We start from the raw sequence: 19,987 nt of genomic DNA on the forward strand, positions 1-19,987 counted from the left end.
GTTTTGTATCTGAAATCTATGAATAGCAAGCGGTATTAGCTCACTTTATGTGCATGAGCGAGAGTCTTAGCCCAGCTCGGCCATCAGCTCGATTTCCACGCAGCAACCCAGGGGAATCTGGGCCACGCCGAAGGCGCTGCGCGCGTGCTTGCCGGCTTCGCCGAAGACGTCGCCCAGCAGTTCGCTGCAGCCGTTGGTGACCAGATGCTGCTCGGTATAGCTGGTGCTGGAGTTGACCAGGCTCATGACCTTGACGATGCGCTTGACGCGATTCAGGTCGCCGCCGCAGGCATGCTGCAGCGTGCCCATCAGATCCACGGCCACGGCGCGGGCCGCCTGCTTGCCTTCTTCGGTCGTCATGTTCTCGCCCAGCTTGCCAACCCAGGGCTGGCCGTTCTGCTTGGCGATATGGCCGCTGAGGAACACCAGATTGCCGGTCTGCATATAGGGCAGGTAGGCGGCCGCGGGCATGGCCACTTCTGGCAGGGTGATGTTCAGTGCTTTGAGTTTCTCGTAGACGCTCATGACGGGCTCCAAAAAAGTGCGGGGGCTAAAGGGGGACAAGTTTGACACAGCAGCGCGACCGGGCCGTCATTGTCCTGGCACGGCGGCCATAGCTTTTGAACTTGGGACTTACGCAAGCAAGAAGGCCGCAACGGCCTGCCTCCTGAGGCAGCCGTCATGCCTGAACCCGTTTTGCGTAAGTCGTGGAATTGATAGCTGCTCGCGCAACGAGAGTCGGCATCCGCTGCGATTTTGGGGCCGCAAGCAGGGCAGGGATAGCCGCAATGCTGGGGGCAGGCCCTCGCTCCTAGCATGGCAGCATGTCGCACCAGCAGACTTCCGCCTCTCCGCATCGCCGCCTGTCCTGGCTGGCGCCGCTGTGGGGCTGTGTGCTGGGCGCTGCCTGGCAGGTGACCCAGGCCGGACTCTGGCATCTGGCGCTCTATCGGTTGTTACTGGCCCTAGGATTGCTGACGCTGCTGCTGGCTTGCAGATGGCGCGGCCGGCCGAGACTGGGCTGGTGGCTGCTGCTGACGGGCGCGGCCTGCTGTGTGGCGGGGCTGACGGGCTGGCGCGCCCACGCCTATCTGCTGCAGACCCTGCCCCCGGCGCTGGAGGCCGTGGATTTGCAGGTGGAGGGCCACATTGCCTCGATGCTGCAGAACCAGGCCAACGGCCAGCGCTGGCGCTTTGTGGTGGAGCACGCGGATGCCGGCGTGCCGCAAGTGCTGGAGCTGTCCTGGTACGGCCCGTTCGGGCACCTGGCGGATGCCGGCCAGGCTCTGGTTCCTGCCTGGGCCCAGGGCGTGGCGCTGAGCCCCGGTCAGCGCTGGCGTCTGACGGTGCGCATCAAGCGCCCGCATGGCTCGCGCAATCCGCATGGCTTTGACTATGAGCTGCTGGCCTGGGAGCAGGGCGTGCAGGCCACGGGCTATGTGCGCGACAAGCCCGCGCCCGAGCTGCTGGCCGTGACAGCCCGGCATCCCTTGCAGCGCTGGCGGCAGTGGCTGCGCGATCGCATCCAGGACGAGATGGGACGACTGCAGCGCTGGCTGCCCGGCGGCGATGCGGCGCGTGCCCAGGCAGCGCTGGGCGTGGTGGCAGCGCTGGCCGTGGGCGATCAGCAGGCGATAGAGCGCAAGGACTGGACGCTGTTTCGCCAGACGGGCGTGGCGCATCTGATGAGCATCTCGGGCCTGCACATCACGATATGCGCACCCCACTTTTGGGAAAGGCCGCAAGCACGGCCTTCAGTGTTTTAGCTGCTTCTGCTTGCATCTTGTCGCTTGTGTCTAGGTCTTCTACGACTTGCTCAAGCAGCGCTGTTTTGAGGTCATAGCCAGAGATCTTGCACAGCTCAATTCTTGTTGCTGTTGTGCAGTAGCGGACTCCTGTTTTCCAGGCGCTTATGTTCTGTTGCTTGATACCGAGCATTTCAGCCAATTTCACTTGGCTGCCTGCGGTTTCTATCGCCTTTTCGACAAGCTCACGTAGCGGCATTTCTAGCCTCCTTTAGTACACCAAAAACTCTTGTTGAAATACACGCAAAACTCTTGTAGCATTCGTTACAACAATTTTGCGTGTACATACATGCAGTTGTTTGATTCTAAACAGGAGCAATCAATGATCAAAATTTCGGTGAAGTCGACCGAAGTCCGCAATCAGCGCGGCAAGGCAAAAGTCTCTGGCAAGGATTACGACCTCAACTTTCAGACCGTCTGGGTTCACACCTACGACCGTTCCGGCAAGCCAAGCCCGTACCCCGAGAAGACTGAAATCATTCTCGAAAAGAACGAGCAGGGCGCAGCTCTGTTCTATCCCGAGGGCGACTACACCCTCGCACCCGAGTCGTTCTACGTCTCGCGCAATGGCGATCTGGCTCTGCAGCCCAAGCTCGTCAAGCTGACTCCCAAGCCGCAATCCGCTGCGTAAGGGGTCGCACCATGGTCGAAACCGCAGTACGCGAAGCCATGGCACAGGGGGCGCTTCTGGCGCTCCTTTTTGCATGGAATGAGCATCAGCCAGCAGGCGTCAAAGCTGACCGCGTGACGGTCACTTTGCACATTGATGACGGTGTTACCTACAGCCAGGTTTCGTACTGGGCCGGTGACCATGAAATCGGCGGGGAGGGCTTCTGATGGCTGAAACCACCCGTGAAGAACGCGTGCGCGAGCGTGTTGCCTTCTGGCTTTTCATGCCATTGGCGTTCGCTTTTGTTCTGTGCGGTGCGTGCTCTGCCGGCTGGGCCATGCTCCAGTCGTCCGGCTTGGTTGGCCCGAGCATTGCCGACTTTCAGAAGTACGTTGAATCCCAGCAGCGAGACAACAATCTTCGCTTGACGCTCAATCAGGTCAGCATTGAGCAAGCAGGCAAGCGCGATATGGCCTTGCGCGGCTCTCTGCAGATGGTGGACGAATTCGCCAGTCGCAGGCTGGAGGGCTTCTGATGGCTATCACGCTCATTCAGGCCACTCCAGGTTCTGGCATGACACTGGATATTGGCCGTCTTGCCCCAGCCCCTGATCGGCTCAAGTACGCCCCCAGCAATGGGGCGCAGTACCTCGACTATCTGCGCGCTCGCGCCCATGAGCTGGACTTCCCGCCAGCTCGCAAAAACCTCCCGCCCGACTACGACCAGCAGTGCTACCAAGCGCACTGCGCTTTGCGTCGTCATGCGGTGTACCTGATCGAAGTGGGGGTGCGCTGATGGCTGCCGATTTCTTTGTGACAGACGGTGCTCGCGTCGTGCCTGCTGAGTTCCAGGCATGGCAAGCGGCTCACGACTACTGGTATGCGTGCGTCCAGCGTGCTTTGCACTATGAAGGCTGGGACGGTACAGAGTCTGAACGTTTGGGCAGTCTGGCTATTGCTGCTAAGGGCGAGGCAGATCGTCTCGAGCAGATCGCTCGTGCTGCATTTCGGAGGGCCTTCTGATGCCTGATCGAAGTGCGGGTGCTGTGACGACCAACTGGATTCAAAGAGTCGAAGCCCTGCCACAGGGGCCATTCAAATTCGATGAGTCGAAATTTGAGCCGTGGGCGCACGTCCAGTACAAGGGTGTGTCTCCACGCATGGCGGCTGCTCGTGCGCGCTACGTGGCCCGTTCTGAGGCCAATGCGCGCGTCCAGCATGCACGCATGGCCGCGTTGCTGGGCGAGGCGCAGGCAGCGCGCGAAGCGCGCGGGCTTGTCTCACTATCAACAACTTGCAAGAGTGGAAATTCAGGTCTTTCGGCTGTTGATTTCTTGGCTCAAGAGAGCATAGAGATTGACCACCAAAAGGCCCGCATCACGCGCATGCAAAAGAGCGTGGGTATCTCGGCCAAAGCCCTGCACAACCTGGGCAAGAAAAACCAACGCGTCTGGATGCTCACGCTTACCTATCGCGGCACAAACCGCGACTGGAGAGCAGAGCACATCAGCCGGTATCTGGATGGCCTGCGCAAGTGGCACTACAGCCGCACTGGTTGCAAGAAGGTTCGCTATGTCTGGGTCGCTGAGCTGCAAAAGCGCGGCGTCATCCATTACCACGTGTGTGTCTGGCTGGACAACGGCCTGACCCCTCCGAAGCCAGATAGCGCTTGGAAGAAGAAGGGCGCATTTCAAGCGCCTATGTGGACGCATGGCATGTCGAACCGGGTACGCGCAACGCATCCCGTTGCGTACCTCATGAAGTACGCCAGCAAAGGCACATCAGAAGGGAAGTTTCCTCACGGCGCCCGCATCAGTGGTGTTGGTGGGCTTGATGAGGTTGGCCGTGGTTGCCGTCGCTGGGTTCTGTGGCCTGCGTATGTGCAGGGCAATGCTTCGATCAGGGACAAGTTCAGACCTGCGCCGGGAGGCGGCTATCTCAATGCTGAGACCGGGGAACTCCTACGGTCTGAGTTCGTGCCAACGGGCGGCGGCTTCACCCGATTTGTGCGCGTGCGTACTACCCCCAGAAGGCTGGAAAACGTGGGTGGGCCGTTTGAGTGGGTCAATTTTGAAGAAGAGGTTGCCTGTGTCGCATGAGTCGTTTATCGGTTTTGTCTTTCTGGTGGGCGCAATCGGTGGCGTTACCGGCTTTGCGGTGTGGCGAATTGTTGAGACGCTATTTGAGCTTCGCTGGCTGCGGAATTCGCTCCAGCGCGATCAGTCCCAGGCCGAGTGCGTGGCCCTCGCGGTCGCTAGCGTGCCTGCTGCCCAGCGTGCTGCTGCGCATTCGGCGATGCAACGCCTCTCCACTGCTCCCGGCCCTGCACGCGGCGAGCGGGCTGGGCCGGGGGTGGGGGAGAGGCAGGTCTCCGCATGAGAGTCATTTACTGGGTCATTGCCTTCGCTTTGCTTCTCGCGTGTGCTTCTGCATCTATGGCTCTTGAGGCTGATGGCCGCTGGTACGAATACCGAGTGAGGTGGGTTCATGGACTGGAATAACTCGTCGCACGTTCTTCAGGTTCTTGTCGTGATCGCCGTGGTGCTGGTGTTCCTCCACGGCTTTAACTCGGGGAACAAGCTGTGACTGCTGAACAGGTTGGTTATGTCGTTGTCAGTTGCTTCGGCGTATGGGCTTTGGGCTACGGAGTCGGTCAGACCGTCGCGTGGGTCCGAAAGATTCGAGACGTCGTTTAGTTTTCGCGCATATCGCGCAACGTGCGGGCGTTTACCCGTTGAAAGAAAGGTTCTCGTAATGAAAGACAAGCTCCAAAACCTGCGCCGCTTGGCGCGTGATAACGCAGCGCGCTTGAGCGTTGCTGTGATGACTTTGCCTGTGGCTATGGCCGCCAATGCACAGGCCGTGGACCCTTTTGACGCTGCCATGACTGAAGTCAAGGGCAAGGTCGGTGGCTATGGTGCATCGCTGGTCGGTCTCGCAGCTGTCGCTGTGGTGTTCTTCGTTGCAATCAAGTATGTGAAGAAGATCCCTCGCGCCTCTTAATCGGGCGCTGGGAGGCTTTTTCCCATCGGGCTGCGTGCAGCCCTTTGGAAAGGGGCCACTATGCGAAAACTTCTCTTGGCCGTTGCGCTGGGCAGTGCCCTGGCTGCTCACGCAGCCGATGCAAAATTTGACGCCTTCATGGGCACTGTCGTCGGCAACAGCACCACGGTCACTTTTGGCGGTAACGGTCAGCCAGTAGCGACATCTGCGAATCACTTAGGCACTGCACCTGCTCACACCGTAGGCAATATGGGGGTAGCTGCGCCGGGCGGTCAGCCAGCTTACGTTGGGCGTGCAGATCTACCTGTTGCAGGGACTAATAAAACTGTTCCTGTGGACGTAAAGGTTCCAATCAACAAGCGCTCTGCTTTGCGTGCGCTGGTTCTTTCTGCAAAGCTTGCGGGTCGTGTTGGTGGTGGTGTCATTGGCGGCATCGCTGTCGATGCTTTGGTTGACTACGGGCTGAAAAACGTCCAGCTCGCTCAGGACGGCTCTTTGCAGGCAGAAGTCGATGACCCTGACGCTAAATATGACGTGTCAGACGGCTTTTACTGGTCTGCTAGTCCCAATATTGCGCCTTCTCAAGGGCCAAATGCAGCATGCCGCGCATGGTGGAACGCATCCTATGGCTATCTGAACATGACCGTCCAGTCGCAGACTGTGGTCGATACCGGCCCAGGTGCAAAGCAGTGTGTCTATGAGGGCTTGGCATATGGGTGGCGGCCCGAAGCGGTGCGCTTCAATATCACGCGCGGCGGCAATACATCGTGCATTCCTGGCATGTTCATCGTGGATGACCAGTGCACCGATAAGAGGCCCTATAAGGTCATGACTGAGCAGCAGTTGCTCGATTCAATCGCAGCCCGCGATGGTTGGCCTACTTCTGCAACTCGCGCTCTTGCGGAAATGTCTGCAGATCCACGTGTTGAGCCTGTGATTGAAACTGAAAAACCTAACATTGTTGGGCCATTCAAGATTCAAGAAACGCCGACAGTTAGAACGTTTTCAGAGCCTAAGCCTGGTGCACCTGGTCAAACTCAGACAGTCACTGAAACCAAGCAAAAAACGGTCGGCCTGGACTATACCGATAACAAGGTGAAGTCTACGGTTACGGAAACAAAGCAGCGTGTGGTTGATGGCGTTGCAGAGCCTGAAGACACGACTCAGAAGGATCCTGAGAGCGATTTTTTGGTGTGTGGCCTTCCCAATACGCCTGCCTGCCGTATCGAGGAAAAAGGCACGCCAGAGCCTGTGAAGGACACGGCTCAGGATGATGCCGAGCGTGTCCATAAGCCACTTGACGACTTTCTCAAGGATCCGAAGTCCGTCCTCCCCAGCTTTCCAACGATCAATTGGACTTTTAGGCTTCCATCTGGCTGCGCGCCTCTGAGCATTCCAGCCTTTTCGCCGTTCCTACAAGAGATTGACGTCTGTCAGTTCCAGCCCATCTTTCACGACATCATGTCCATGATCTGGGTGGGCGGGGCTTTGTTCGGTGCCATCGGCACTTTCTGGCGCAACGTGTTTGCGAAAGCGGGGTAAGCCATGCCAGTGTTTGCGGCGTTTATTGGGTCTATCGGTATGGGGGTCTACAACCTCCTGGTGGCCCTGGTCGGTGTGCGTCTTGCCATGCGTGTGGCTGCGGTCATGTCGCTGGCGACGATCTACACGGCCTGCGTGATCTACTTCAGCACCATCATCGTGCCTTGGCTTGAGGCGCTTTTCATGAGTGCCTACGGCCAGTTGCTGGGCCTATTGTTCCCGCCCATTGCTGGAACCGTCCTGGCCGGCCTCGGCGCTTACTGGACCTGCGTGGCTGGCGCTCAGTACGTCGGCAACCTGATGAAAATCGCCATAGGGAAGTGACATGGCGGTCTATAGCGTTGAAGGCAAGCTCGGTACGGGCAAAACCAAGTTCGCGGTGTATCAGGCAGAGCAGGCCCTGCTTGCTGGTCGCCGTGTGGCATCCAATGTGGATCTCAAGCCGGAGATCTTGAATCCGTGGAAGGCATGTAGCTATGTGCGATTGCCTGACAAGCCCACGGCTGATGACTTTCTTGCGGCGGGCCACGGAAACCCGGACACCTACGATGAAAGCCGCAATGGTGTGCTGATCCTGGACGAGCTGGGCACTTGGCTGAATTCGCGCTCATTCCAGGACAAGAGCCGGGCTGGGGTGATCGACTGGTTGATCCATGCGCGCAAGTACGGCTGGGACGTCTTCCTGATCGTCCAGGACGCCACCATGATCGACAAACAGGTGCGCGAGGCCCTCATTGAGTACCAGTGCCGCTGCATGAACCTTTCGCGGGTTCGCATACCGTTCATCGGCAAGCTGCTGGGCTTCATGCACAAGCCCTGGGGCTACCTGCCCAAAATGCATACGGTCACGGCCAGGACGGGTTATGGTCAGAACGCGATCATTGCGGAAAAGTGGCTCTACCGTGGAGACCACCTGCACGCCGCCTATGACACGCGTCAAATCTTCACCAGTGACTACGCGCATGGCCCGCACAGCGTGCTTGTGCCATGGGACTTTGAGCGCCGCAAAACCTCTGGCGAGATCTTTCGTGAAAGGTTGGAGACCTTTCTCGGGAGATTTCGCGCTCCGCCACTGGTCAGGCCCGTGCCGCGGCAACCGGGTCGCGCCATCACACTGCTGCGCGATGTGGACATGGACCCTGACAGGAAGCTGGAGCTAGCCCGCCGCCACCTGCAAGCGCAGGAGAGGGCATGAAGTCGATAGGCATCGTCCTTGCCGTGTGGCTCGTGCTGGGCCTGCTGCAACTGGCGCAAGCTGAGCCGCCCTCGGGGTGCATAAAGTCCGCCAAGACCTGCCATTGCTTTACCGCCACTGGCAAGCGTGTGGATCAGTCACCGCAGATCTGCGAAGCGGTCATGGCGCCCAATCCAGTCAAGTTGGCCGGGGGCGACCTGGAAGCGATCGCAGTCAAGCCCAAGCGGCGTGAGCTCGAACCTGCGCCTTTTGTCAAACCACCCATTCCTTGGCTCATTGAGCGGTGAGTCTCAGCGCCTGATGCAGTGGGCGTTGAGGCTTGAGGATTTGCTCGGGGAAATCGAAGATTTTCTCGGGGAAACCGCAGGGCCGGTGCCTGAATAGGCTTGGCCGTTGAGGTGCTCTGCCGGGAGGCGGTAGCACCTGGTTGTCAGCGGTCATGGGAGGATTTCGCTGGGGAGACTGGAACAGTCTTCACGGTGAAACCGGAGCATGAAAGCAGGGCGTTCAGTGAGGAGAGGGGAGGGTCTGGGCATGGCCCAGCTCAAACGGTCTTTGGGAAACAGGAGCATGTGCGCGCATGCCTCGTTTGGGTGGCAGGCAATCGCAGTTCGCCTCATGCCGCGCGACAGACCGGACGTCAAGATGCGGGCAGCCAGGCAGCGCGCCGGTGCTAGCCCAGTTAGAACCGCAATTCCATCAGCATGCCGCGTCCCGCAGCCCTCGCAAGGCGAAGCACATAGACGGGAGGCGTGTCCCATACGAACCAATGCGGGTGGATCACTCGCCCTGAGAAACCGGTATCCCGCCGAAGGCGCTCTACCCCATGCAAGTGATTGTGCTCATTTCGCTGCACAGCATTATTGCTATGAAAAGAGAAGCTGCTCGACTAATCCAGGCTTCGCAAAATAGCTATCTCAATAGCATCACAGCTATCGAAACAAGGGAGAGAAAAGTGCTGATTGGATATGCTCGCGTCTCGACAAGGGAGCAGGAAACTTACCTGCAGATAGACGCGCTAAACAAGGCTGGCGTAGAGGTCATCTATCAGGAGAAAACTAGCTCTGTGGGGTCGCGCCCTGAGCTGCAGAAGCTTCTTGCTTCGCTGTCTAAAGGGGACTGTCTTGTCGTTTACAAGATGGATCGCATTGCGCGTTCCTTGAAGGATCTGCTCTCTATCCTGGAGCGTGTGCAAGCTGTTGGTGCAAATATTCGCTCGCTTACAGAGCCTTTGGATACCTCGGTGCCAGTTGGCATCTTTATGGTGCAAGTTCTTGGTGCAGTGGCGCAGCTTGAGCGCTCAATCATCAGGGAAAGAACTGTCGCGGGCCAGTTGGCTGCTTATCGACGTGGGGTGCCGCTTGGTCGACGCAAGCACGCTACCCCTCCTGAAACGGTGGAGAAGATGCGAGAGCTATACGCTACTGGGGAATATACCTATCCGGCTATAGGCAAGGTTTTTGGCGTTCATGCGTCCACTGCTAAGCGTCTGATTACTGGCCGGTCTGCTCGAAAGAAGATGCCTGTACTGGGTCAGTACCTTGATGATGATTCGGCTCACATGTGACGATGTTTGCCTGGCTGGCCGCCTTGCTGGTGGGCCGCTTGTGGAGGCTCAGTGCCGGCGCCTGCCGCTGGGTGCCGGCCCCGCGTGCGGCCCTGGCCGTGGGCGTGATGCTGGCGACCGCCTATGCCTTGTTCAGCGGCTGGGGGCTGCCCGCGCAGCGCACGATCTGCATGCTGGCCGTGGTGGCGCTGCTGCAATGGCTGGGTGTGCGCTGGCCCTGGGCCTGTGTCTGGCTGCTGGCGCTGGCGGTGATTGTCGTGGCCGACCCGTGGGCGCTGTGGCAGGCCGGGTTCTGGCTCAGTTTCATCGCGGTCGGGGTATTGCTGGCTTCGGGCTCGGGCGCTGCGGATGCGAAGGGACAAAGCGCTGTGCGCCGCTGGATGGCCAAGCTGCATGCCCTGTGGCGTGAGCAATGGCTGATCTCCCTGGCCCTGGCACCTCTGGGGCTGCTGCTGTTCGGTCAGGTGTCCGTCGTGGGACTGCTGGCCAATCTGCTGGCCATTCCCTGGGTGACCCTGGTGGTCACGCCGCTGGCCTTGCTCGCGGCTGCGCTGCCCATGGCGGCAAGCGCTGCCGCTGTCGCCATGCTGCCCTTGATGGGTCTGTTGCAGTGGCTGGCTGCGCTGCCCTGGGCGGTGTGGGTTCTGCCGCAGCCCGCCTGGTGGGCCAGCGCGCTGGCGATAGCTGCCGGACTGCTGGTGATCGCGCCCTTGCCGGGGCGGTTGCGGCTGGTGGCCGCGCTGTTCGCGCTGCCTGCCTTGTTCTGGCCTCAGGCACGGCCGCGTGTCGGCGAGTTCGAGCTGCTGGCGGCGGATATCGGTCAGGGAAATGCCGTCATTATCAGCACTGCCAGCCATCGTCTGCTCTATGACGCAGGGCCGCAGTACGGCCGCCACAGCGATGCCGGTGAGCGTGTGCTCTTGCCCTTGCTGGCCGCGCAGGGCATGCAGCTCGATGCCATGATGCTCAGTCACAGCGATATGGACCACACCGGCGGAGCCCTGGCCGTGAAGGCGGCTCAGCCCGGTGCCAGAGTCTGGGGTTCGGACTCGGTGATCCAGGCACCGCAACTGGCGGGCCTGGCTCCGGTGCAGCGCTGTACCCAGGGGCAGCACTGGCAATGGGATGGCGTGACGTTCGAAGTGCTGCACCCGCCAGCAGGAGAGGCCTGGCTCAATGGCCGCAAGGCCAGGCCCAATTTCGGCAGCTGCGTGCTGCGCCTGCGCTCGGCCAGAGGCCAGGTGGCCCTGCTGGCCGGAGACATCGAGGCTGCACAGGAGCAGCAGTTGCTGCAGACCCATCTGGACGAGCCCGTGGAATGGCTGCTGGTGCCGCACCATGGCAGCAAGACCTCGTCGACCAAGCCCTGGGTCGGCACGCTGCGCCCGCGCTGGGCGGTGGTCCAGGCGGGCTATCTGAATCGCTTCGGGCACCCGGTGGCGGCCGTGGTGCAGCGCTATCGGTCGGTGGGCAGCCAGCTGGTGGCACAGGATCGCTGCGGTGCGGCCTACTGGAGCTCTGCCAAGCCGGAAAAACTGGAATGCGAGCGCCTGATTCGGGCGCATTATTGGGATGTTCATGCGGTTTCGACGGGCCCGCCCTGAGAAACTGGCATGGGGCTTGCATTGATGCTGTACCGCCCTTGGGGCGGAGGCTGAGATGCAAGGTTGCGTGCGCGTTGCCAGGCAGCTTGCCTGGCGCGGCGTCGCTAAACTGAAACCCGTGGTCTGCATGCGCAGGCCATGGCAGAAATAGGGAGGACAGGATGCGCACATTCGATGAGATGTATCTGAACTCGCCCGCCGAAGGTGCAGCGGTGCGAGACCACTATCGGGACTATGCGCAGTGGCTGGGCAAGCAACCGCAGGACTATCTGCGTGCCCGCAGTGCCGAGGCGGAAATCGTGTTTCGACGCGTGGGCATCACCTTTGCCGTCTATGGCGACAAGGACGAGAGCGGTGCCGGTACGGAGCGCCTGATTCCGTTCGATCTGATCCCGCGCATCATCCCGGCGCATGAGTGGGCCGGCATGCAGGCCGGTCTGGCCCAGCGCGTGAAGGCGCTCAACTGCTTCATCCGCGACGCCTACCATGGCCAGGACATGGTGCGCGCCGGACTGATTCCGACGGAGCTGGTGCGCGGCAACAGCCAGTACCGGCCAGAGATGGAAGGCATCCAGGTACCCAACGATGTCTATGCCAATATTGCCGGCATCGACATCGTGCGCGCACCCGATGAACAGGGCAACGGCATCTATTACGTGCTGGAAGACAATCTGCGCGTGCCATCGGGCGTTTCCTACATGCTGGAGAACCGCCGCATGACCATGCGCCTGTTTCCCGAGCTGTTCGGCAAGCACGCCGTGGCGCCCGTGGCCCACTATCCCGACATGCTGCTCGACACCCTGCGTGCCAGCGCGCCGTCGGGCGTGCTGGAGCCGACGGTGGTGGTGCTGACGCCGGGCATGTACAACAGCGCCTATTTCGAGCATGCCTTCCTGGCCCAGCAGATGGGGGTGGAGCTGGTCGAAGGGCAGGATCTGGTGGTCGAGAAAGACGTGGTCTATATGCGCACCACCCAGGGCCTGCACCGTGTGGATGTGATCTATCGCCGCGTGGACGACGATTTTCTCGACCCCGAAGTCTTTCGGCCCACATCGACGCTGGGCTGCAAGGGCCTGATGCGCGCCTACCGCGCTGGCAACGTCAATATCTGCAATGCCGTGGGCACGGGCCTGGCCGATGACAAATCGGTGTACCCCTATGTGCCGGAGATGATCCGCTTCTATCTGGGCGAGGAGCCCATTTTGCAGAACGTCCCGACCTGGCTGTGCCGCAAGGAGGACGACCTCAAATACGTGCTCGACCATCTGCATGAACTGGTGGTCAAGGAGGTGCACGGTGCCGGCGGCTACGGCATGCTGATCGGCCCGGCGGCGACCAAGGCCGAGATCGAAGCCTTCCGCCGGATGCTGGTCGGCAATCCATCGGGCTATATCGCGCAGCCCACGCTCTCCCTGTCCACCTGCCCGACCATGGTGGAAAAAGGCATAGCGCCGCGTCACATCGACCTGCGGCCCTTCGTGCTCACGGGCACCGATGTCAATATGGTGGCCGGTGGACTGACGCGCGTGGCGCTCAAGCAGGGATCGCTGGTGGTGAATTCATCCCAGGGCGGGGGAACCAAGGACACCTGGGTGCTGGAAGATCAAGAGGGAGGCCATTGATGCTGTCACGTACCGCAGATCATTTGTACTGGATGTCCCGCTGCACCGGGCGGGCAGAAAAAAAGGCTGCAAGCATTTTTTCAACAGAATACGGCGTGCGCGTGCAGCGCGTGCGGGGTTCCCTGCCCAAGGAGGGCCTATGCTGAGCCGCACCGCCGATCATCTTTACTGGATGTCCCGCTACACCGAGCGGGCAGAGAACACCGCGCGCATGCTCAGCGTTGCCTATGAAACCGCCATGCTGCCGCAGGCCATCCACGATGCCCATCGTGGCTGGCAGAGCGTGCTGTCCATCAGCGAGCTGATCCCGGCCTTCAAGGCGCAGTTTCCGGTGGTGGATCGTGAATCCGTGCTGCAGTTCATGGTGTCGGACGAGGCCAATCCGTCCTCCATCTTTGCCTGCCTCAAGGCGGCGCGCGAGAACGCGCGTGCCGTGCGCGGGGCGCTGACCACGGAATCCTGGGAAACGCAGAACCAGACCTGGCTGGCGCTGCAGCGCCACTTCGGCAAGGATGCCTGGAAGAAGGATCCGGCGCAGTTCTTCGAATGGGTCAAATACCGCTCGCACCTGTGGCGCGGTGTGTCGCTGGGCACCATGCTCAAGGACGAGGCGCTGCACTTTGTGCGCCTGGGCACTTTTGTCGAGCGGGCCGACAACACGGCGCGCTTGCTGGATGTGAAGTTCCATTCCATAGAGCGCGACTACCACGGCATGCCGCGCGGTCGCGCCCTGATGAACTTCGACTTCTATCACTGGAGCGCCTTGCTGCGCAGCGTCTCGGCCTTCGAGGTCTACCGCAAGGTCTATCGCGATGTGATCACGCCCGAACGCGTGGCAGAGCTGCTGATGCTGCGCGCCGACATGCCGCGCTCGCTGCTGGCCAGCATGCATGAGGTGGTCAAGAACCTGGAGCGGGTGGCCAACGATCATTCGCAGGAAACCACGCGCAAGGCCGGGCGCCTGCTGGCCGATCTGCAGTACGGCCGCATCGACGAGATCCTGACCACCGGTCTGCACGCCTATCTGACGCAGTTCCTCGACCGCGTCAACGATCTGGGCTCGGGCATCAGCAGGGACTTCCTGATGCCGACCTGAGACAGGCGGCGCTCAAAACAAAAGCGGCCCTGAGGCCGCTTTTGTTTTTTCGACGCGAAGCCGGACTTACTCGATCTCGCCCATCAGCGACTGCAGATAGTTCTGCGTGCCGACCTTGTCGATCAGGTCGAGCTGGGTTTCGAGGAAGTCGATGTGCTCTTCGGTGTCGTCCAGGATCTTCTGCAGCAGATCGCGCGACACATAGTCGCGCACGGATTCGCAGTGCGCGATGCCGTCCTTGATGGTCTGCTGCGCGGCTTGCTCCAGGCGCAGGTCGCAGGCCAGGGCTTCCGGCACGTCCTCGCCGATCTGCAGCTTGCCCAGATCCTGCAGATTGGGCAGGCCGTCGAGCATGAAGATGCGGTCCATCAGCGCGTCGGCATGCTTCATCTCGCCGATGGATTCCTCGTATTCCTTCTTGGCCAGCTTGTCGAAGCCCCAGTGCTTGTACATGCGGTAATGCACAAAGTACTGGTTGATGGCGGTCAGTTCGTTCTTGAGCTGGGCTTGCAGCCAGGAAATGACTTGTGCATCACCTTTCATGGGGGACTCCTTCTCGGGCAGTTGTTGTTCGCGTCGATTGTCCATGCTTTATGAGGCAAATCAAACAAAGCCCATGCCCGCTCGAATTGGCTGCATCTGATGCGCGTTCTCGTTTAGCTTTGGGGTTCGCTTCCCAGCTTTGACGCAGTGATGACAACAAAAGCTATGAGCGCGATTGAAGGACTATTGGCTGGAACTGCCTGGTTTCGGCCCACAATAGAAAGCCGAGCTGCACAGCGGTGCGGCTTGACTTCAGAAGCCGGGACTCTGGTCTGATAGGTTTTATAAATCAATTTAATGAAATCAATCGATTGGTTTTATTAAGCGGGCCGCTCTAAACTTCATCCTGTCTTCAAACACCAACCACAAGGAAACAGCAAATGTCTCTGATCAACACTCAAGTTCAACCTTTCAAGACCGAAGCCTATGTGAACCGCAACGGCAAGGGTGAATTCATCACCGTGACTGAAGAGAGCCTGAAGGGCAAGTGGTCTGTGGTGATCTTCATGCCCGCCGCCTTCACCTTCAACTGCCCCACCGAAATCGAAGACGCAGCCAACAACTACGCCGAGTTCCAGAAGGCCGGTGCCGAGGTCTACATCGTGACCACCGACACCCACTTCTCGCACAAGGTGTGGCACGAAACTTCCGACGCAGTGGGCAAGGCCAAGTTCCCCCTGGTCGGCGACCCCACACACCAGCTGACCAACGCTTTCGGCGTGCACATCCCCGAAGAAGGCCTGGCTCTGCGCGGCACCTTCGTGATCAACCCCGAAGGCGTGATCAAGACCATGGAAGTGCATTCCAACGAAATCGCTCGTGACGTGTCCGAAACCCTGCGCAAGCTCAAGGCTGCCCAGTTCACCGCTGCCAACCCTGGCCAAGTGTGCCCCGCCAAGTGGAAGGAAGGCGCCAGCACGATCACTCCTTCGCTGGATCTGGTCGGCAAGATCTAAGCCTGATATCTATCGGCTGAGCGTGCAAGCGCTCTGAAAGCCGGACGACGTTCAGGCGCGTACTGCCCGTCCGTCCGGCTTTTTTTCGCCCAGTTTTTGCTTTCATGGGCGGGCAAAGGCCTCAAAAGCACTTTGCTGCATTGCATCAACAACTCTAAATTCAAAGGAATCCACCATGCTTGACGATCAACTCAAAGCCCAACTCGCCGCCTACCTGGAACGCGTGCAGCAGCCGTTTGAGCTGGTGGCTTCTCTGGATGACAGCGAGACCAGTGCACAGATGCACGATCTGCTGAAAACCATCCAGTCCCTGCGCAGCGACAAGATTTCCCTGCGCACCGACGGCAGCGATGCCCGCAAGCCTTCGTTCACGCTGCAGCGCCAGGGCACAGCCACCCAGCTGCGCTTTGCCGGTCTGCCTCTGGGCCATGAATTCACCTCGCTGGTGCTGGCCCTGCTGTGGACGGGCGGCCATCCTCCCAAGGTGGAGCAGGACGTGATCGACCAGATCAAGGCGCTCGATGGCGACTTCAACTTCGAGGTCTACATGAGCCTGAGCTGCCACAACTGCCCCGATGTGGTTCAGGCACTGTCGCTGATGGCGATTCTCAACCCCAGGGTCAAGACCACGGTGATCGAAGGCGGCGCCTTCCAGAAGGAAGTGACCGAGCGCGAAATCATGGCCGTGCCCATGGTGTTCATGAATGGCAGCGTGTTCGGCTCCGGGCGCATGAGCATCGAGGAAATCGTGGCCAAGCTGGACACCGGTGCCGCCTCGCGTGACGCCGCCAAGCTGTCGGCCAAGGAAGCCTTCGACGTGCTGATCATCGGCGGCGGCCCTGCCGGCGCGGCAGCCGCTGTGTACGCCGCTCGCAAGGGCATTCGTACCGGCGTGGCTGCCGAGCGCTTCGGCGGTCAGGTCAACGACACGCTGGCGATCGAGAACTACATCTCCGTGCTGGAAACCGACGGCCCCAAGTTCGCTGCGGCCCTGGAAGCCCACACCCGCGCCTATGACGTGGACATCATGAACCTGCAGCGCGCCGAGAAGCTGATTCCCGCAGCGCAGCCCGGCGGTCTGGTGGAGGTGCAACTGGCCAATGGCGGCTCGCTCAAGGCCAAGACCGTGATCCTGTCCACCGGTGCGCGCTGGCGCAATGTGAACGTGCCTGGCGAAGCCGAGTACAAGAACAAGGGCGTGGCCTACTGCCCGCACTGCGACGGTCCGCTGTTCAAGGGCAAGCGCGTGTCGGTGATCGGCGGCGGCAACTCCGGCATTGAAGCTGCGATTGACCTGGCGGGTTTGGTGGCTCATGTGACGGTGGTGGAGTTCGCCGATCAGCTCAAGGCCGATGCCGTGCTGGTCAAGAAGCTGCACAGCCTGCCCAATGTGACGGTCATCACCAATGCGCAGACCACCGAGATCACCGGTGCCAACGGCAAGGTCAACGGCTTGAGCTACAAGGACAGGGCAACGGGCACCGAGCACCATGTGGAGCTCGAAGGCGTGTTTGTGCAGATCGGCCTGGTGCCGAACACCGAATGGCTCAAGGGCTCGGTGGAGCTGAGCAAGTTTGGCGAAATCATTGTGGATGCCAAGGGGCAGACCAATCTGCCAGGGGTGTTCGCCGCCGGTGACTGCACCACGGTGCCTTACAAGCAGATCGTGATCGCCGCCGGTGCTGGCGCTACCGCAGCACTGTCGGCCTTTGATCATCTGATCCGTCACTGAACGGTCTTCAACGCCTGCGGGGCAAGCGTTGGCAGCTATTGAAAAGGACTGCTTCGGCAGTCCTTTTCTGCTTTTGAATGGCCGCGAAGAGGGTGACATTGCCGCCTGGGTCGTCACTTGAACGTTGGCGTTCAACACACCGGATTGGGGACATCGCAGCCCTGAAAGCAGGCAGCGATGCAAGCTGCAGCCTTACTTCAGGACGCAATTCCCGGTTTGTAACGAAGTTATTTGCGGTTGAGAATTATTCGCATATACTGAGCGCCATTCAGCCAGCCAATGCCGTGCCAGCTACAGGCCGCGAAGCCTCTGACGTTTCGACCTGTGGCCATTGACGTACCTATCAGAAGCCAGCTCTTTTCCATTTCTATGAATAAAGAGGGTTTCTGGTATGGCTTCCGCCACCGCTTTGCACGCCCGCGCCTCGCTGGCGCCACGCTCCAATCTCCGCCCGCTGGCGCTGGCCAGCGCACTGGCCTGCGCCGCCATCTCGGCCCAGGCCCAGCAGCAATCCTCCGAATCCGTCCAGGTCGCGGCGGCCCGTGCCGACCGCAGCACGCCCGTGCTGCGCGATGTGGTCATCAGTGCCTCGCGCGACGAGCAGGACGCCGACAGCCTGCCCATGACGGTGGACGTCATCGATGCCAAGCAGATGGAGGCGGAGCAGATCGGCGACATCCGCGAGCTTGCAGCCAAGCTGCCCAATGTGACCGTGCCGCGCAGTCCGGCGCGGTTCACACTGGCCGGCTCTCCTACCGGGCGTGACCAGAACAGCGGCTTCAATATCCGTGGCCTGGAAGGCAACCGTGTGCTGATGCTGGTCGATGGCGTGCGCCTGCCGCGCAGCTATACCTTCAGCGCCAATGCCTTTGGCCGTGACTATCTGGATCTGGGTCTGGTGCAGCGCGTGGAGATTCTGCGCGGCGCCGTGCCCGCGCTCTATGGCTCGGACGGCATGGGCGGCCTGGTCAATTTCATCACCGTGCAGCCCGACGATCTGCTCAAGGACGGCAAGACCATTGGCGGTCGCGTCTCGGCCAGCTATGACGGATCTGACAACGGCAAGCGCGTGGGGGCGACGTTGGCGGGCCGTGCCAGCCAGGAATGGAGCTGGCTGCTGTCGGCCGGCATGGGCCGCTCCAGTGCGCTGGAAAACATGGGCAGTAACAACAGCGTAGGTGCTTTGCGCACCACGCCCAACCCCGAAACGGACAAGAGCCATTCTTTGCTGGGCAAGTTGGTCTACACGCCATCGGCGGTGCAAAAACATGTGTTCGTCCTGGAGGGCGTGGACAAGCGAGCCGACTATGACCTGTTGTCGGCACGCAGCGCCACGGTGACGGATTCCAAGTCGAACACCTCGATGAAGCGCTGGCGCGCTACCTGGCAGGGGCAGTGGCAGCAGCTGGATACGGCACTGGCCGACGAGCTCAAGCTGATGGCCAGCTATCAAAGCACGAGTTCGCGCGAGTTCGTGACCGAAACCCGCACCCCGCCCTTGGCCTATCGCGAGCGTGATGTGACCTATGACGAGGACGCGCTGCAACTGCATGCCCAGGCCGGCAAGACGCTGCGCTGGAGCAATGGCCTGAGCGGCAAGTTCAGCTATGGCGTCGACTATCTGCGCGGCAAGGTGGTCAACGAGCAGAACGGCATCACGCCACCGGCAGGCGAGAGCTTTCCGCTCAAGCGCTTCCCCGACACCACGGAAACTTCGACGGCGCTGTTTGCCCAGGCCGAGCTGCATTATGGTGCTTTCAGCCTGACGCCCGGATTGCGGGCCGAGCACTACAGCATCAAGCCCAAGCAGCAGGGCTTTGGCGGCACGGTGGTCAGCAATTCGGACTCTGCCGTCTCCCCCAAGCTGGGCGCCATGTTCCAGATGAACGATGCCTGGTCGGTCTACGGCAACTATGCCGCCGGTTTCCGCGCGCCCAATGCAGGCCAGGTGAATGCCTTCTTCGAGAACCCGCTGGCCTTCTATCGCAGCATTCCCAACCCCGATCTCAAGGCGGAAAAAAGCAATACCTTCGAGCTGGGCCTGCGTGGCCGCGTGAATGCGCTGCGACTTGATGCCGCAGTCTTCACGGGCCGCTACAAGGACTTCATCCAGGATCAGGTGCTGGTTTCCGGCAACTATGGTGACCGCAACAATCCGGCCACCTTCCAGTCCGTCAACCTGAATCGCGTGCATATCAGCGGCTTCGAGCTCAAGGCCGACTACGACTGGGGCAAGTTTGCCGGTGGCGACTGGCGCACCAATGCCGCCTATGGCTACACCAAGGGCACGGACAAGAGCACCGACCTGCCCGTGGACACCATCTCGCCGCAGCAACTGGTGCTGGGCGTGCGCTACGACCGCTCGAATGTGGGCGTGCAGTTCAGCGCCTCGCACTGGGCCGGCAAAAAGGCCGGGGATGCAGCGGCCAATGCCTGGCTCAGCCCCAGCGCCACGGTGCTGGATCTGAGCGCTCAATGGCGCATCCGTCCCGGCACCCGCCTGAACGTGGGCGTCTACAACCTGACCGACAAGAAGTACTGGCGCTGGTCCGATGTGCGCAGCCTGACCAACACCACGCAGATTGCCGATGCCTATAGCCAGGCCGGCCGCTATGTGCGTGTGTCCCTGGTTCAGGACTTCTGATTTTGTAGCTGAAAGCGCTTGTTTGGTAAGCGCTTGAGATCTGTTTGACTCAAAAACTGCGGGAGTGTG

General features: G+C 60.5%; 22 protein-coding genes. 19 read left to right on the forward strand and 3 right to left on the reverse strand.

The window, feature by feature from the left end; genetic code table 11:
* Window positions 1-66: 66 nt before the first annotated feature.
* Window positions 67-525: a RidA family protein gene (locus FSY59_RS08300; RefSeq protein WP_003057658.1), complete on the reverse strand. Its 459-nt coding sequence runs from the start codon at window positions 523-525 to the stop codon at window positions 67-69.
* 299 nt (window positions 526-824) lie between these two features.
* Between FSY59_RS08300 and FSY59_RS08305 the strand changes: the two genes are divergently transcribed.
* Entirely contained in the window at window positions 825-1,766 is a 942-nt protein-coding gene (locus tag FSY59_RS08305) for a ComEC/Rec2 family competence protein (protein WP_255439256.1), read from the forward strand.
* Here the strand turns inward: FSY59_RS08305 and FSY59_RS08310 are convergent.
* Window positions 1,708-2,004 carry a YdaS family helix-turn-helix protein gene (locus tag FSY59_RS08310; protein ID WP_148728779.1) on the reverse strand — a complete coding sequence of 99 codons (297 nt, stop codon included), beginning with the start codon at window positions 2,002-2,004 and terminating at the stop codon, window positions 1,708-1,710. The genes FSY59_RS08305 and FSY59_RS08310 overlap by 59 nt on opposite strands.
* A 123-nt stretch (window positions 2,005-2,127) precedes the next feature.
* On the opposite strand from FSY59_RS08310, the gene FSY59_RS08315 reads away from it, so the two are divergent.
* The 15 genes from FSY59_RS08315 to FSY59_RS08385 all read left to right on the forward strand — a co-directional run bounded on the left by FSY59_RS08315 (window position 2,128) and on the right by FSY59_RS08385 (window position 14,043).
* Window positions 2,128-2,436, forward strand: a complete 309-nt coding sequence (locus tag FSY59_RS08315) for a single-stranded DNA-binding protein (RefSeq protein WP_046460948.1) — start codon at window positions 2,128-2,130, stop codon at window positions 2,434-2,436.
* An 11-nt stretch (window positions 2,437-2,447) separates the two neighbouring features.
* The gene (locus FSY59_RS08320; RefSeq protein WP_148728780.1) at window positions 2,448-2,642 is read left to right on the forward strand and encodes a hypothetical protein; all 195 of its coding nucleotides are present in this window, start codon (window positions 2,448-2,450) and stop codon (window positions 2,640-2,642) included.
* Complete coding sequence (locus FSY59_RS08325; protein ID WP_148728781.1) at window positions 2,642-2,950, forward strand: hypothetical protein; 309 nt, start codon at window positions 2,642-2,644, stop codon at window positions 2,948-2,950. The genes FSY59_RS08320 and FSY59_RS08325 overlap by 1 nt, the downstream gene beginning before the upstream one ends.
* Entirely contained in the window at window positions 2,950-3,210 is a 261-nt protein-coding gene (locus FSY59_RS08330) for a hypothetical protein (RefSeq protein ID WP_057092281.1), read from the forward strand. The genes FSY59_RS08325 and FSY59_RS08330 overlap by 1 nt, the downstream gene beginning before the upstream one ends.
* A 226-nt stretch (window positions 3,211-3,436) precedes the next feature.
* Window positions 3,437-4,513: a hypothetical protein gene (locus FSY59_RS08335; protein ID WP_255439257.1), complete on the forward strand. Its 1,077-nt coding sequence runs from the start codon at window positions 3,437-3,439 to the stop codon at window positions 4,511-4,513.
* A gap of 655 nt (window positions 4,514-5,168) precedes the next feature.
* Window positions 5,169-5,417, forward strand: a complete 249-nt coding sequence (locus FSY59_RS08340; protein ID WP_148728782.1) for a hypothetical protein — start codon at window positions 5,169-5,171, stop codon at window positions 5,415-5,417.
* 60 nt (window positions 5,418-5,477) lie between these two features.
* Window positions 5,478-6,959, forward strand: coding sequence for a hypothetical protein (locus FSY59_RS08345; RefSeq protein ID WP_148728783.1), 1,482 nt, complete (start codon window positions 5,478-5,480; stop codon window positions 6,957-6,959).
* Window positions 6,960-6,962: 3 nt separating this feature from the next.
* Complete coding sequence (locus FSY59_RS08350) at window positions 6,963-7,283, forward strand: hypothetical protein (protein ID WP_145914920.1); 321 nt, start codon at window positions 6,963-6,965, stop codon at window positions 7,281-7,283.
* A 1-nt stretch (window position 7,284) separates the two neighbouring features.
* Window positions 7,285-8,154, forward strand: a complete 870-nt coding sequence (locus tag FSY59_RS08355) for a zonular occludens toxin domain-containing protein (RefSeq protein WP_148728784.1) — start codon at window positions 7,285-7,287, stop codon at window positions 8,152-8,154.
* Window positions 8,151-8,441: a hypothetical protein gene (locus FSY59_RS08360; RefSeq protein WP_057092287.1), complete on the forward strand. Its 291-nt coding sequence runs from the start codon at window positions 8,151-8,153 to the stop codon at window positions 8,439-8,441. Before FSY59_RS08355 ends, FSY59_RS08360 begins: the two co-directional genes overlap by 4 nt.
* Before the next feature lie 668 nt (window positions 8,442-9,109).
* Window positions 9,110-9,721 carry a recombinase family protein gene (locus FSY59_RS08365; protein ID WP_148728814.1) on the forward strand — a complete coding sequence of 204 codons (612 nt, stop codon included), beginning with the start codon at window positions 9,110-9,112 and terminating at the stop codon, window positions 9,719-9,721.
* Window positions 9,718-11,325 (forward strand): DNA internalization-related competence protein ComEC/Rec2, encoded by a 1,608-nt coding sequence (locus tag FSY59_RS08370; protein ID WP_255439258.1) that lies wholly within the window; start codon window positions 9,718-9,720, stop codon window positions 11,323-11,325. Before FSY59_RS08365 ends, FSY59_RS08370 begins: the two co-directional genes overlap by 4 nt.
* Before the next feature lie 161 nt (window positions 11,326-11,486).
* Window positions 11,487-12,947: a circularly permuted type 2 ATP-grasp protein gene (locus tag FSY59_RS08375; RefSeq protein WP_003057655.1), complete on the forward strand. Its 1,461-nt coding sequence runs from the start codon at window positions 11,487-11,489 to the stop codon at window positions 12,945-12,947.
* Window positions 12,947-13,093 (forward strand): alpha-E domain-containing protein, encoded by a 147-nt coding sequence (locus FSY59_RS08380; RefSeq protein WP_003057654.1) that lies wholly within the window; start codon window positions 12,947-12,949, stop codon window positions 13,091-13,093. Before FSY59_RS08375 ends, FSY59_RS08380 begins: the two co-directional genes overlap by 1 nt.
* Window positions 13,087-14,043 carry an alpha-E domain-containing protein gene (locus FSY59_RS08385; RefSeq protein WP_003057653.1) on the forward strand — a complete coding sequence of 319 codons (957 nt, stop codon included), beginning with the start codon at window positions 13,087-13,089 and terminating at the stop codon, window positions 14,041-14,043. The genes FSY59_RS08380 and FSY59_RS08385 overlap by 7 nt, the downstream gene beginning before the upstream one ends.
* 66 nt (window positions 14,044-14,109) lie before the next feature.
* On the opposite strand, the gene bfr is transcribed toward FSY59_RS08385, so the two are convergent.
* Window positions 14,110-14,586, reverse strand: a complete 477-nt coding sequence (gene bfr / locus FSY59_RS08390; protein ID WP_003057652.1) for a bacterioferritin — start codon at window positions 14,584-14,586, stop codon at window positions 14,110-14,112.
* Between the two features lie 380 nt (window positions 14,587-14,966).
* Here bfr and ahpC point away from each other — a divergent pair, with 380 nt between their 5' ends.
* From ahpC to FSY59_RS08405, 3 genes are all read left to right on the forward strand, one after another.
* On the forward strand, window positions 14,967-15,542 hold the full coding sequence (gene ahpC, locus FSY59_RS08395; protein WP_003057651.1) for an alkyl hydroperoxide reductase subunit C: 576 nt from the start codon (window positions 14,967-14,969) through the stop codon (window positions 15,540-15,542).
* 175 nt (window positions 15,543-15,717) lie between these two features.
* Complete coding sequence (gene ahpF, locus FSY59_RS08400; RefSeq protein WP_043371183.1) at window positions 15,718-17,274, forward strand: alkyl hydroperoxide reductase subunit F; 1,557 nt, start codon at window positions 15,718-15,720, stop codon at window positions 17,272-17,274.
* Between the two features lie 391 nt (window positions 17,275-17,665).
* Window positions 17,666-19,918, forward strand: coding sequence for a TonB-dependent hemoglobin/transferrin/lactoferrin family receptor (locus FSY59_RS08405; protein ID WP_148728785.1), 2,253 nt, complete (start codon window positions 17,666-17,668; stop codon window positions 19,916-19,918).
* The last annotated feature ends 69 nt before the right edge of the window (window positions 19,919-19,987 follow it).

It is taken from the genome of Comamonas sp. Z3, from assembly GCF_008121565.1.
GTDB lineage: Bacteria > Pseudomonadota > Gammaproteobacteria > Burkholderiales > Burkholderiaceae_C > Comamonas > Comamonas brasiliensis.

What these genes read in the sequence shown, in the direction of transcription:
- FSY59_RS08300 (WP_003057658.1), bottom strand. Translation starts at nt 525, where the DNA reads ATGAGCGTCTACGAGAAACTCAAAGCACTGAACATCACCCTGCCAGAA.
- FSY59_RS08305 (WP_255439256.1), top strand. Translation starts at nt 825, where the DNA reads ATGTCGCACCAGCAGACTTCCGCCTCTCCGCATCGCCGCCTGTCCTGG.
- FSY59_RS08310 (WP_148728779.1), bottom strand. Translation starts at nt 2,004, where the DNA reads ATGCCGCTACGTGAGCTTGTCGAAAAGGCGATAGAAACCGCAGGCAGC.
- FSY59_RS08315 (WP_046460948.1), top strand. Translation starts at nt 2,128, where the DNA reads ATGATCAAAATTTCGGTGAAGTCGACCGAAGTCCGCAATCAGCGCGGC.
- FSY59_RS08320 (WP_148728780.1), top strand. Translation starts at nt 2,448, where the DNA reads ATGGTCGAAACCGCAGTACGCGAAGCCATGGCACAGGGGGCGCTTCTG.
- FSY59_RS08325 (WP_148728781.1), top strand. Translation starts at nt 2,642, where the DNA reads ATGGCTGAAACCACCCGTGAAGAACGCGTGCGCGAGCGTGTTGCCTTC.
- FSY59_RS08330 (WP_057092281.1), top strand. Translation starts at nt 2,950, where the DNA reads ATGGCTATCACGCTCATTCAGGCCACTCCAGGTTCTGGCATGACACTG.
- FSY59_RS08335 (WP_255439257.1), top strand. Translation starts at nt 3,437, where the DNA reads ATGCCTGATCGAAGTGCGGGTGCTGTGACGACCAACTGGATTCAAAGA.
- FSY59_RS08340 (WP_148728782.1), top strand. Translation starts at nt 5,169, where the DNA reads ATGAAAGACAAGCTCCAAAACCTGCGCCGCTTGGCGCGTGATAACGCA.
- FSY59_RS08345 (WP_148728783.1), top strand. Translation starts at nt 5,478, where the DNA reads ATGCGAAAACTTCTCTTGGCCGTTGCGCTGGGCAGTGCCCTGGCTGCT.
- FSY59_RS08350 (WP_145914920.1), top strand. Translation starts at nt 6,963, where the DNA reads ATGCCAGTGTTTGCGGCGTTTATTGGGTCTATCGGTATGGGGGTCTAC.
- FSY59_RS08355 (WP_148728784.1), top strand. Translation starts at nt 7,285, where the DNA reads ATGGCGGTCTATAGCGTTGAAGGCAAGCTCGGTACGGGCAAAACCAAG.
- FSY59_RS08360 (WP_057092287.1), top strand. Translation starts at nt 8,151, where the DNA reads ATGAAGTCGATAGGCATCGTCCTTGCCGTGTGGCTCGTGCTGGGCCTG.
- FSY59_RS08375 (WP_003057655.1), top strand. Translation starts at nt 11,487, where the DNA reads ATGCGCACATTCGATGAGATGTATCTGAACTCGCCCGCCGAAGGTGCA.
- FSY59_RS08380 (WP_003057654.1), top strand. Translation starts at nt 12,947, where the DNA reads ATGCTGTCACGTACCGCAGATCATTTGTACTGGATGTCCCGCTGCACC.
- FSY59_RS08385 (WP_003057653.1), top strand. Translation starts at nt 13,087, where the DNA reads ATGCTGAGCCGCACCGCCGATCATCTTTACTGGATGTCCCGCTACACC.
- bfr (WP_003057652.1), bottom strand. Translation starts at nt 14,586, where the DNA reads ATGAAAGGTGATGCACAAGTCATTTCCTGGCTGCAAGCCCAGCTCAAG.
- ahpC (WP_003057651.1), top strand. Translation starts at nt 14,967, where the DNA reads ATGTCTCTGATCAACACTCAAGTTCAACCTTTCAAGACCGAAGCCTAT.
- ahpF (WP_043371183.1), top strand. Translation starts at nt 15,718, where the DNA reads ATGCTTGACGATCAACTCAAAGCCCAACTCGCCGCCTACCTGGAACGC.
- FSY59_RS08405 (WP_148728785.1), top strand. Translation starts at nt 17,666, where the DNA reads ATGGCTTCCGCCACCGCTTTGCACGCCCGCGCCTCGCTGGCGCCACGC.